Here is an 11,362-nt window from a genome sequence, read left to right as displayed (position 1 = left end):
CCGGCAGCCGCCGCGTCATCAAGGACCGTCTCGGCCGCATCGTCGAAGACATCGAAGCCGTGCGCGAGCCGCACGACGGCAAGGACCTGGCGCTGTCGATCGACAGCAAAATCCAGTACATCGCCTTCACGCAACTGAAGGCCGCGGTTGAAAAGAACAAGGCCAAGGCCGGCGGCATCATCGTGGTCGATGCGCGTACCGGCGAAGTGCTGGCGCTGGCCAACCTGCCGACCTACAACCCCAACGATCGCTCGGTGCTGACCGGCGCGCAGTTGCGCAACCGCGTGCTGACCGACACCTTCGAGCCGGGCTCGACATTGAAGCCATTCACCGTCGCGCTGGCGCTCGATACCCATCGCGTCACGCCGAGCACGGTGTTCCAGACTTCGCCCGGCAAGATGACCATCGGCACCGCCACCATCGGCGACTCGCACGCGCACGGTCCGCTGACGGTGGCGCAGATCATCGAGAAGTCGTCCAACATCGGCACCGCCAAGATTGCGCTGGAAATGCCGCCGCAGGAAATGTGGGAGATGTTCACCAGCGTCGGCCTCGGCCAGCAGCCCAAGTTCGGCTTCCCGGGCGCGGTGGCCGGTCGCGTGCGTCCTTACAAATCGTGGCGTCCGATCGAGCAGGCGACGATGAGCTACGGCCACGGCATTTCGGTATCGCTGATCCAGCTGGCGCATGCCTATACGATTTTTGCCCGCAACGGCGACCTAATTCCGCTGTCGTTCCAGAAGGTCAACGACATGCCGATCGGCCATCGCGTGATTTCCGAAAACACCGCCTTGCAGATGCGTCGCATGCTGGAAACCGTGGTGGCGCCGGGAGGCACCGCGCCGCAAGCCCAGGTTCCCGGTTATCGGGTCGGCGGCAAGACCGGCACGGCGTACAAGATCGAGGGCGGCAAGTACGTGAAGAAATATGTGTCGTCTTTCGTCGGCATTGCACCAATGTCCGACCCGCGCCTGATCATCGCCGTGATGCTGGATGAACCCAGCGCCGGCAGCCATTTCGGCGGCACCGTCGCCGGACCGGTTTTTGCCAATGTAACGGCCAACGCTTTACGCGCGCTCAATGTCGCGCCGGACTCCAGCGTGACCAATATCATCATTCCAAAAGACGCCTTAGAGGAGAGCATGTAATGCCTGCGACGATGCTTTCCGCGCAAAAGATTGTGGACTGGCTGCACGGCATTGCCGCTGCCAACGTCAGTCAGACTGCGAATTTAACGGCGAATTTAACAGCCGACTCGCGCCGCGTGCAGGCCGGCGACGTGTTTTTTGCCTATCCTGGCGACAGCGCCGACGGCCGCCGCTATATCACCGACGCCATCGAGCGCGGCGCGGCAGCGGTCGTCTACGAAGAAGCCGGATTCACCTGGGACGACCAGGAAGATTTGCCGCATTTCGGCGTCACCGGTCTGAAGCATCTGGCCGGTTTCGCCGCCAGCATGTATTACAAGCAGCCCGACAAGGACATGTTCAGCGTCGCGGTGACCGGCACCAACGGCAAGACCTCGTGCTCGTACTGGCTGGGCATGGCGTTGTCGCGCCTGCAAGGTTCGTCGGCGCCGGCAGCGGTGATCGGCACGCTGGGCGTGGGCACGTTCCAGGACGGCAAGCCGCACGCATTCGACGTCACCGGTTACACCACGCCGGACGCGGTGCTGCTGCAACGCAAGCTGGCCGACCTGCGCACGGCGCGGGCGGCGGTGCTGGCGATTGAAGCCTCGTCCATCGGGCTCGATCAGGGACGTCTGAACGGTTTGCACGTCGACGTCGCCTTGTTCACCAATTTCACGCGCGATCATCTCGACTATCACGGCGACATGATTGCCTACGAAGCCGCCAAGATCCAGTTGTTCGATTCGCCGGGCCTGCAGCATGCCGTCATCAATCTGGACGACCAGATGGGGCAGCGTCTGATTCCTTACGTGCAGGCCAAGAATATTCCGGTCATCGGCTATTCGCTGGGCGATATCGTTGCGGACGGCGTGCCCGTGCTGCGCGCATCGGCGATCCGCAGCACCAACACCGGCACCAGCTTCCATATTGAATCGCCATTTGGTTCGGGTCAGATCAAGACGCAACTGGTGGGGCAGTTCAATGTCAGCAACGTGCTGGGCATCCTCGGCGTCATGCTGGCCAAGGGCACCGGCTGGGATGCCGCACTGGCGGTGATCGCCACGCTGACCGCCGTGCCGGGTCGGATGCAACAGTTCGGCGGCCAGGAAGTGCCGCTGATCGTGATCGACTACGCGCACACGCCCGATGCGCTGGAAAAAACCTTGACCGCCTTGCGCCAGGTTGCCGGCCAACGCGGCGGCGAGCTGTGGTGTGTCTTTGGCTGCGGCGGCGATCGCGATCCGGGCAAGCGTCCGGAGATGGGCGCGGTGTCCGAACTGGCCGATCACGTGATCCTCACCAGCGACAATCCGCGCAGCGAAGATCCCAACGTCATCATTTCGCACATCAAGAGCGGCATGGGGCGCATCGTGCCGCACGTCATGACCGATCGCGCCGGCGCCATCCTGTGGGCGGTGCGTCACGCGGTCAAGCAGGATGTCGTCCTGCTGGCCGGCAAGGGCCACGAAACCTATCAGGAAATCGCCGGCAAGAAATATCCCTTCCTTGATGCCGACCACGTCGCGCTGGCCCTGGCCGCGCGCGCCACGATGATGGGAGGCGCATAGTGCAGGCGACGCTTGAACAACTGACGCAGTGGCTGGATGGCGCAACCGTGCATAACGTGCATAAGGCCGGCGGCGACTTCACGGTGCGCGGCGTCACCACCGACAGCCGCGCTGTCGCGCCCGGCAATCTGTTCGTCGCCTTGCGCGGCGAGCGTTTCGACGCGCACGACTTCCTCGACGCCGTCGCCGGCCTGGGCGCTGCCGCCGTGGTGGTGGAGCGTGTGCCGGCAGGTCTGAGCATCCCGGCCATCGTCGTGCCGGATACGCGTGCGGCGCTGGGCCGGATCGCGCGTCACTGGCGTCAGCAATTCGCGATTCCCGTGATTGCCGTCACCGGCAGCAACGGCAAGACCACCGTCAAGGAAATGATTGCGTCGATTCTGTCGGCGGCATTCGGCGAAGACCACAGCCTGGCCACGCGCGGCAACTTCAACAACGAAATCGGCGTGCCGCTGACCTTGTTCCGCCTGCAAGCGCAGCATCATGCCGCCGTCGTCGAACTGGGCATGAACCATCCGGGCGAGATCGCCGTGTTGGCCGAGATCGCACGGCCGACGCTGGCGCTGGTCAATAACGCGCAGCGCGAACATCAGGAATTCATGGCCACGGTGGAAGCCGTCGCCCGCGAGAACGGCGCCGTGTTTGCCGCTTTGCCGGCGGACGGCATCGCCGTGTTTCCGGCCGAGGACGAGTACGCCTGGGTCTGGCGCGAGCTGGCTGGCGAGCGTCCGGTGCTGAGCTTCGGCCTGAACGCGGATGCCGACGTCAGCGCGACATATCAGGCGCAACAATTCGGCAGCCTGATTAAAGTTACCGCCAGCATCAATGGCCAGACGCAACAATTGCAACAATTCGAGATCAATCTGGCCGCAGTCGGTGAGCACAATGTGCGCAATGCCCTGGCGGCGACGGCCTGCGCACTGGGCGCCGGCATTGACGCCGCTGCCGTGGTGCGCGGACTGGAAGCATTCGCGCCGGTTAGTGGCCGCCTCCAGCGCAAGGCTGCCATCAGCGGCGCGCTGGTGATCGACGACACTTACAACGCCAATCCGGATTCGGTGCGCGCCGCCATCGACGTGCTGGCGCAGACCGCCGCGCCGCGCGTGCTGGTGCTGGGCGACATGGGCGAGGTCGGCAACGAAGGGCCCAAATTCCACCAAGAGATCGGCGCCTACGCACGTGCGCGCGGCATCGAGCATTTCCTCGGTTTCGGCGACGCCATGCGCGACGCCATCAACGAATACAACGCCGTGCCGGGAGCATCTTTCCCGGCGCGGCATTTCGACACCATCGACACCGTGAGCGCCGCCGCCCAAGAGGTCGCATCCGCCACGGCGACAGTGTTGGTAAAAGGTTCGCGCTTCATGAAGATGGAGCGCGTTGTGCAGCATTTGGTCGGGGCGCAGTTGCAGTCCGGCGCGCCACTTCACCAGGAGACTCATTAACATGCTGCTTTGGCTGGCTCAGAATTTTCAGCAGGACTTCAGTTTCCTGCGCGTATTCAACTTCATCACCTTCCGCGCCGTGTTCGCGACGCTGACGGCGCTGTTGATCGGCCTCGTCGCCGGTCCGGCGGTGATTCGCATGCTGACCCGCCTCAAGGTCGGCCAGGCCGTGCGTACCGACGGCCCGCAAACGCATCTGGTCAAATCCGGCACCCCCACCATGGGCGGCGTGCTGATCCTGATCGGCATCGGCATTTCGACCTTGCTGTGGGCGGACCTCAGCAACCGTTTCGTCTGGATCGTGCTGATCGTCACGCTGGGTTTCGGCGCCATCGGCTGGGTCGACGACTACCGCAAGGTGGTCTACAAGGATCCCAACGGCATGCGCTCGCGCGAAAAGTATTTCTGGCAATCGCTGATCGGCTTGGTGGCGGCGTTTTATCTGGCGTTCTCGGTGTCCGAAGTCAGCAACATGAAGGTGCTGGACCTGTTTTTCGCCTGGGTGCAGTCGGGTTTCAACCTCGATCTGCCGCCCAAGGCCGACCTGATCGTGCCGTTCTTCAAGACCGTCAGCTATCCGCTGGGCGTGTGGGGCTTCATTGCCCTGACCTATTTCGTCATCGTCGGCACCAGCAACGCGGTCAATCTGACCGACGGTCTGGACGGTCTGGCGATCATGCCGACGGTGCTGGTCGGCGGTGCGCTGGGCATCTTTGCTTACCTGACCGGCAGCGCCAGCTATGCCAGATACCTGTTCATTCCGCACATTCCGGGCGCGGGCGAACTGCTGATTTTCTGCGGCGCGATGGCCGGCGCGGGCCTGGCTTTCCTCTGGTACAACGCTTATCCGGCGCAGGTGTTCATGGGCGACGTCGGCGCACTGGCGCTGGGCGGTGCGCTCGGTACCATCGCGGTGATCGTGCGCCAGGAAATCGTCTTGTTCATCATGGGCGGCATCTTCGTGGTGGAAACCCTGTCGGTGATGATTCAGGTGGCTTATTTCAAGTTCACCAAGAAACGCTACGGCGTGGGCAAGCGCGTGCTGCTGATGGCGCCGCTGCATCATCACTATGAACAAAAAGGCTGGAAAGAAACACAAGTCGTGGTGCGCTTCTGGATCATCACGATGATGCTGGTGCTGTTCGGTCTGTCGACGCTGAAGTTGCGTTGAGAGCGGCTAATAAAGCGCCGCTGGCGGCGTTGCTTCTCCTAGCCGTACTCTCGTACTGTCTTCGTCGGCGCGCCTTGCCATCGACGCTTTATTAACCGCTCTAAGCGAATTGCATTGGAAAGACTCAGGTATTAAAGAATGAATTACGTCGATAAACACGCTCTGGTACTTGGACTGGGTGAATCCGGTCTGGCGATGGCGCAGTGGCTGGTCTACTGCGGCGCGCGCGTGCGTGTGGCCGACACGCGCGAAGAGCAGGCCGTAGCCGAGCGTCTGGCTGTGCTGCGAGCAGCATCGACAGAGAGCGAATTCGTCGGCGGCAAGGTTTTTGCAGCAGAACTGCTGGACGGCATCGATTTCGTCGCCGTCAGTCCGGGCCTGGCGCCGGAACGCGACCTGGCCGTGTTGTCCGCTGCGGCGGCAGAGAAAAATATCCCGCTGTGGGGCGAGATGGAATTGTTCGCCCAGGCGCTGGCCGCCTTGCGTGAAGAGCGCGCCTACGCGCCCAAGGTGTTGGCGATCACCGGCACCAACGGCAAGACCACCGTCACCAGCCTGACCGGCATGCTGTGCCGCCGTGCCGGATTGACCACCAAGGTCGCCGGCAACATCAGCCCGGCGGCGCTGGATGTCTTGCGCGAAGCACTGATCGAAGACGCGGCCCACGCGATCGTGGTCGCTGCGCAAAGAGCCGAGGAAGAAGCGGCAGCCCGGGCCGAGGCGGAAGCTGCTGCGGCTATTGCAGCCCAACAAGCCGAAGCGCAGGCTGAAATCGACGCCGCAGCGGCGAAGGAAGCAGCCGCAGCACAAGCTGCTGCAGAAGAAGCCTCGCGCCAGCTGGAGCTGACTGAGCAAGCCGAGCCTGTTACCGCAGCAGAAACCTTGCCTGAACCATTGGCCGAAGCATCGGATGAAGCATCGGATGAAGCATCGGATGAAGCATCGGATGAAGCATCGGATGAAGCAGAGCATGAGCAGCCGGCGCAAGCCGCACACATCGGCCTGAACGACAGTCTGACGGTCGCCGTCGTCGCGCCGGAAGAGAGTGCCGAAGCTGCGCAAGAGCATGTCGACGCATCGGCTTCGCAAGAACAAGCCTCCGAGCCGCGTGTGGAAGAAGCAAACGCCGACGACGTTGCTGAACATGGCGCGGAAACGGCGGAGACGGAAGATGTTGTTGCTCCAGCACAGACCTCGCTTCTCGATGAAGACGACAGCGCACCGCTCCAGCTCGAACTGCCGCCGCCGGAACCGGAGCGGGTGTACGAAGGCATCCTGCCGCAAGCCTGGGTGCTCGAATTGTCGAGCTTCCAGCTGCACACGACGTACAGCCTGCAGGCCGATGCCGCCACCGTATTGAACATCACGCAAGACCATCTGGATTGGCATGGCAGCATGGACGCCTACGCCGCCGACAAGGCGCGGATTTTCGGCGAGAAGACCGTGCGCGTGCTCAATCGCGATGATGCCGCCGTGATGGCGATGGCAGTGCCCGGCGCCACCGTGTCGAGTTTCGGCCTGGACGAGCCGAAGAAGGCCGGCAGTTTCGGCCTAGTCGATGAAAACGGCATGCTGTGGCTGGCCGCCGCCGTCGCGATCGAAGACGAAGAGAAACCCGAAGGCCGCCGCCGCAAGAAAGATCCGAAAGAAGTCGTCGAGCAGCCTTTCCTGCTCAAGCGCCTGATGCCGGTCGACGCGCTGAAGATCCGGGGGTTGCACAACGCCTCGAACGGTCTGGCGGCGCTGGCATTGTGCCGTGCGGCCGATCTGCCGCTGGCGAACCTGTTGCACGGCTTGCGCGATTACACCGGCGAGCCGCATCGCGTCGAGCTGGTGACGACGATACGCGAGGTTGAATATTACGACGACAGCAAAGGCACCAACGTCGGTGCGACGGTTGCCGCATTGAACGGCCTCGGCCACGGCGGCAAGCCCAATCGCCTGTTGCTGATCGCCGGTGGCGACGGCAAGGGCCAGGATTTCTCGCCGTTGGCGGAACCGTTGTCGAAGTATGGCCGCGCCGTGTTCCTGATCGGTCGCGATGCCGGCGTCATTCGCTCTGCGGTTGCCGACAGCGGCGTCGAACTGATCGATTGCGCGACGCTGGAAGAAGCTGTCGAAAAGGCCGCCGGAATGGCGCAAGGCGGCGACGCCGTGTTGCTGTCGCCGGCCTGCGCCAGTTTCGACATGTTTCGCAACTATGCGCATCGCGCCGAAGTATTTGTCGACGCGGTGCGTGAAGTGGCCTTGTCGCGCGGTGAGGTGATGTGATGAAACTGACCCTGCCCTCGATCACCGGCTGGTTCGGCGCCAAGGATGAGCCCGGCGTGCGCGGCAGTGCGCGCGCGAGCAGCAATAGCGGCAGCCTGAAGGGCATCAGCGGCATCGAGCAGCGTTCGCGCATGATGGAGTACGACCAGCCGCTGGTGTGGGTAGTCTTGCTGCTGATGCTGTTCGGCATGGTCATGGTGTATTCGGCGTCGATCGCGCTGCCTGACTCGCCCAAATATGCGAATTACAAGACGTCGCATTTCCTGATCCGTCAGGCGATGTTCATCTGCGTGTCGCTGGTGGTCGGCCTGATGGTGTTCCGCATCAAGATCGAGACCTGGCAGAAAGTTGCGCCCTACCTGTTCGTGGTCACGCTGATTCTGCTGGCGATGGTGCTGGTGCCCGGCATCGGCAAGGGCGTCAACGGCGCCAAGCGCTGGCTGTCGTTCAAGGTGTTCAACTTGCAGCCGTCCGAATTGATGAAGCTGTTCATCGTTTTGTATGCCGCCGATTACACGGTGCGCAAGCAGGCGGTGATGCACAAGCTGACCAAGGGATTTTTGCCGATGACGCTGGCGGTGGGCGTGGTCGGTTTGCTGTTGCTGCTGGAACCCGACCTCGGCGCGTTCGGCGTGATCGTTTGTATCGCCATGGGCATTCTGTTTTTGGGCGGCATCAACGGGGTCTGGTTCGGCGGCATCGGCGCCACGCTGGTCGGGATTTTTTCGCTGGTGATCATCTTGTCGCCCTGGCGGCGCGAGCGGATTTTTGCTTACATGAATCCGTGGGTGGAAGAAAACGCACTCGGCAAGGCTTATCAGTTGTCGCACTCGCTGATCGCCTTCGGTCGCGGCGAACTGTTTGGCGTCGGCCTGGGCGGCAGCGTGGAAAAGCTGCACTACCTGCCGGAAGCGCATACCGACTTCCTGCTGGCGGTGATCGGCGAAGAACTTGGTTTCGCCGGCGTGCTGGTGGTGGTCTTGCTGTTCTACTGGCTGGTCAAGCATGCGTTTGAAATCGGCCGTCAGGCGATTGCGCTGGATCTGACTTTTGCCGGGCTGGTCGCCAAGGGCATCGGCATCTGGATCGGCGTGCAGGCCTTCATCAACATGGGCGTGAACCTCGGCCTGTTGCCGACAAAGGGCTTGACCTTGCCGCTGATGAGCTATGGCGGATCGGGTGTGCTGATCAACTGCGTCGGCCTGGCGATTTTGCTGCGCATCGATTACGAGAATCGCGTGCTGATGCGGGGAGGGCGCTTATGACTCCGACCGGCAAGCGCCTTCTGATCATGGCGGCAGGCACCGGCGGGCATATTTTCCCGGGCCTGGCGATTGCCGACACCATGCGCGCGCGCGGCTGGCAGGTTTCCTGGCTCGGTACGACGCACGGCATGGAGCGCGATCTGGTGCCCAGGCATGGCGTCGAGATGGATTCCATCGTCTTCGCCGGTCTGCGCGGCAAAGGATTGGCGCATACGGTCAAAGGCGTGTGGCGCATGATCGCCAGCTTCGGTGCGTGCTTCCGCATCATCGGCAGGCGGCAGCCGGATGTGGTGCTGGGCATGGGCGGTTATGTGACGGTGCCGGGCGGTGCGATGGCGCGCCTGCGCGGCGTGCCATTGGCGCTGGTGAATGCGGACGCGGCGCTGTTGTTGTCGAACAAGACGCTGACGCCATTGGCGGACAAGGTGCTGTTCGGTTTCCCGGCGGATTTCGGCAAGGCGGCCGGCAAGGCGGAAGTGACCGGCAACCCGGTGCGCAAGGAAATCATCGCCCTGGGTGAACCCGCGTCGCGTTATGCGGGGCACAGCGGTCCGTTGCGGATTCTGGTGGTCGGCGGCAGCCTGGGCGCCAAAGTATTGAACGAGTGCGTGCCGGCAGCACTGGCGAAATTGCCGGCGGATCGGCGCCCGCGGGTGACGCATCAGTCGGGCAAGCAGCATATCGATGCCTTGCGCGCGGCGTATGCGCAGTCGGGCGTCGAGGCGGAAGTGGTGGATTTCATCGACGACATGCCGCGCCGTTATGCGGACGCGGATCTGGTGATCTGCCGCGCCGGCGCGATCACCGTATCGGAATTGACCGCTGCCGGTGTTGCCAGCGTGCTGGTGCCGCTGGTGGCGTCGACCACATCGCATCAGCGCGACAACGCCAAATGGATGGCGCAAAGCAACGCCGCGGTGCATCTGCCGCAGACCGGGTTGACGCCGGACAGCCTGGCGGCATTGCTGCAAACGTTGGATCGGCCTGCCTGCCTGAAGATGGCGCAGGCGGCGTATGAACAAGGCAGGCGCAACGCCAATGAGGCGATTGCGCAGGTGCTGGAAAGATTGGTAAAGCAATGAAACATCGGGTTAAAAATATTCACTTCGTCGGCATCGGCGGCTCTGGAATGAGCGGCATTGCCGAAGTCATGCTCAATCTCGGTTATGGCGTGTCCGGCTCGGATCTGGGCAGCAACGCGGCGACGCAGCGCCTGGCGCAACTGGGTGCGCGCATCCTTTACGGTCACGCTGCCGAGAACATCGACAACGCCGACGCCATCGTCACCTCGACCGCGGTCAAGGGCGACAATCCGGAAGTGCTGGCGGCGCGCAAGAAACATATTCCCATCGTGCCGCGCGCGGTGATGCTGGGCGAACTGATGCGACTGAAGCAGGGCATCGCGATTGCCGGCACGCATGGCAAGACCACCACGACCAGCTTGGTGGCGAGTGTGCTGGCGCAAGGCGGACTCGATCCGACCTTCGTGATCGGCGGTCGCCTGACCAGCGCCGGCGCCAATGCCAAACTCGGCTCGGGCGATTTCATCGTGGCCGAAGCCGACGAGTCGGATGCGTCCTTCCTGAACCTGACGCCGGTGATCGAAGTCATCACGAACATCGATGCCGATCACATGGAAACCTACAACCACGATTTCGCCAAGCTCAAGCAGGCCTTCGTCGAGTTCACCCAGCGTCTGCCGTTCTACGGTGTCGCCGTGCTGTGCCTGGACGATCCGCACGTGCGCGAAATCATGCCGATGATTTCCAAGCCCATCCTGACCTACGGCTTCCATGAAGATGCGGACATCCGCGCGGTGGACGCCAAGGCAGTCGACGGCAAGATGGAATTCACCGTGATGCAGGACGGCTATGCGCCGATGCAAGTCAGCCTGAATCAACCAGGCATGCACAACGTGCAGAACGCCTGCGCCGCCGTGGCGATTGCGCGCGAACTGGACGTGGCCGACGCCGACACGCAAAAGGCGCTGACCGAATTCAACGGCGTCGGCCGCCGCTTTACGCGTTACGGCGACGTGCCGCTATTCGATGCAGCGGGCAAGCCGGCCGGTTCGTTCACGCTGGTGGACGATTACGGTCACCATCCGGTCGAGACCGCGGCGACGATTTCCGCCGCGCGCGGCGCCTATCCGGGACGCCGTCTGGTGCTGGCGTTCCAGCCGCATCGTTACACCCGTACACGCGATCTGTTCGAAGACTTCGTCAAGGTGCTGTCGACGCCTGACGTGCTGGTGCTGGCCGAGGTGTATTCCGCCGGCGAGCAACCGATCGTGGCCGCCGACGGCCGTGCGCTGGCGCATGCGCTGCGTGTGGCGGGCAAGGTCGAACCGGTGTTCGTCGAAGACATCGCCGACATGCCGACCACGATTCTGAATGTGGTGCGCGACGGCGACGTCGTCATGACCATGGGCGCCGGCTCGATCAGCGGCGTACCGGCAAAACTGACGGCGCAATCCGTGGATGCGCAAGGGCAGGGGGCGTGATGACGGACT

The 11,362-nt window shown here is 63.0% G+C and carries 8 protein-coding genes; all 8 read left to right on the top strand.

From position 1 onward, the window contains the following. Positions 1–1,148: peptidoglycan D,D-transpeptidase FtsI family protein (locus PMI16_RS07580; RefSeq protein ID WP_007878126.1), on the top strand; the 1,148-nt coding region annotated here is incomplete at its 5' end. Further along, complete coding sequence (locus PMI16_RS07575) at positions 1,148–2,698, top strand: UDP-N-acetylmuramoyl-L-alanyl-D-glutamate--2,6-diaminopimelate ligase (RefSeq protein WP_007878125.1); 1,551 nt, start codon at positions 1,148–1,150, stop codon at positions 2,696–2,698. The genes PMI16_RS07580 and PMI16_RS07575, both read left to right, overlap by 1 nt. After that, positions 2,695–4,143 (top strand): UDP-N-acetylmuramoyl-tripeptide--D-alanyl-D-alanine ligase, encoded by a 1,449-nt coding sequence (locus PMI16_RS07570; protein ID WP_157212556.1) that lies wholly within the window; start codon positions 2,695–2,697, stop codon positions 4,141–4,143. Before PMI16_RS07575 ends, PMI16_RS07570 begins: the two co-directional genes overlap by 4 nt. Before the next feature lies 1 nt (position 4,144). After that, a complete protein-coding gene (gene mraY, locus PMI16_RS07565) occupies positions 4,145–5,314 on the top strand; it encodes a phospho-N-acetylmuramoyl-pentapeptide-transferase (protein ID WP_007878122.1) in 1,170 nt (389 codons plus the stop codon). Between the two features lie 138 nt (positions 5,315–5,452). Further along, on the top strand, positions 5,453–7,585 hold the full coding sequence (gene murD, locus PMI16_RS07560) for a UDP-N-acetylmuramoyl-L-alanine--D-glutamate ligase (protein WP_007878119.1): 2,133 nt from the start codon (positions 5,453–5,455) through the stop codon (positions 7,583–7,585). Continuing rightward, the gene (gene ftsW / locus PMI16_RS07555) at positions 7,585–8,850 is read left to right on the top strand and encodes a putative lipid II flippase FtsW (protein WP_007878117.1); all 1,266 of its coding nucleotides are present in this window, start codon (positions 7,585–7,587) and stop codon (positions 8,848–8,850) included. Before murD ends, ftsW begins: the two co-directional genes overlap by 1 nt. Then, on the top strand, positions 8,847–9,932 hold the full coding sequence (murG, locus tag PMI16_RS07550) for an undecaprenyldiphospho-muramoylpentapeptide beta-N-acetylglucosaminyltransferase (RefSeq protein ID WP_007878115.1): 1,086 nt from the start codon (positions 8,847–8,849) through the stop codon (positions 9,930–9,932). The genes ftsW and murG overlap by 4 nt, the downstream gene beginning before the upstream one ends. Beyond that, on the top strand, positions 9,929–11,353 hold the full coding sequence (murC, locus tag PMI16_RS07545) for a UDP-N-acetylmuramate--L-alanine ligase (protein ID WP_007878114.1): 1,425 nt from the start codon (positions 9,929–9,931) through the stop codon (positions 11,351–11,353). The genes murG and murC overlap by 4 nt, the downstream gene beginning before the upstream one ends. Positions 11,354–11,362: the final 9 nt, after the last annotated feature.

The sequence above is a fragment of the Herbaspirillum sp. CF444 genome (assembly GCF_000282135.1).
GTDB lineage: Bacteria > Pseudomonadota > Gammaproteobacteria > Burkholderiales > Burkholderiaceae_D > Herbaspirillum.
The sequence above is the reverse complement of the archived record's forward strand: the minus strand, read 5'-3'. Positions and strand labels throughout refer to the sequence as shown.

Excerpts from the sequence above, each read along its gene's own strand:
- mraY (WP_007878122.1), top strand. The coding sequence starts at position 4,145 with ATGCTGCTTTGGCTGGCTCAGAATTTTCAGCAGGACTTCAGTTTCCTG.
- ftsW (WP_007878117.1), top strand. The coding sequence starts at position 7,585 with ATGAAACTGACCCTGCCCTCGATCACCGGCTGGTTCGGCGCCAAGGAT.
- murG (WP_007878115.1), top strand. The coding sequence starts at position 8,847 with ATGACTCCGACCGGCAAGCGCCTTCTGATCATGGCGGCAGGCACCGGC.
- PMI16_RS07575 (WP_007878125.1), top strand. The coding sequence starts at position 1,148 with ATGCCTGCGACGATGCTTTCCGCGCAAAAGATTGTGGACTGGCTGCAC.
- murD (WP_007878119.1), top strand. The coding sequence starts at position 5,453 with ATGAATTACGTCGATAAACACGCTCTGGTACTTGGACTGGGTGAATCC.
- murC (WP_007878114.1), top strand. The coding sequence starts at position 9,929 with ATGAAACATCGGGTTAAAAATATTCACTTCGTCGGCATCGGCGGCTCT.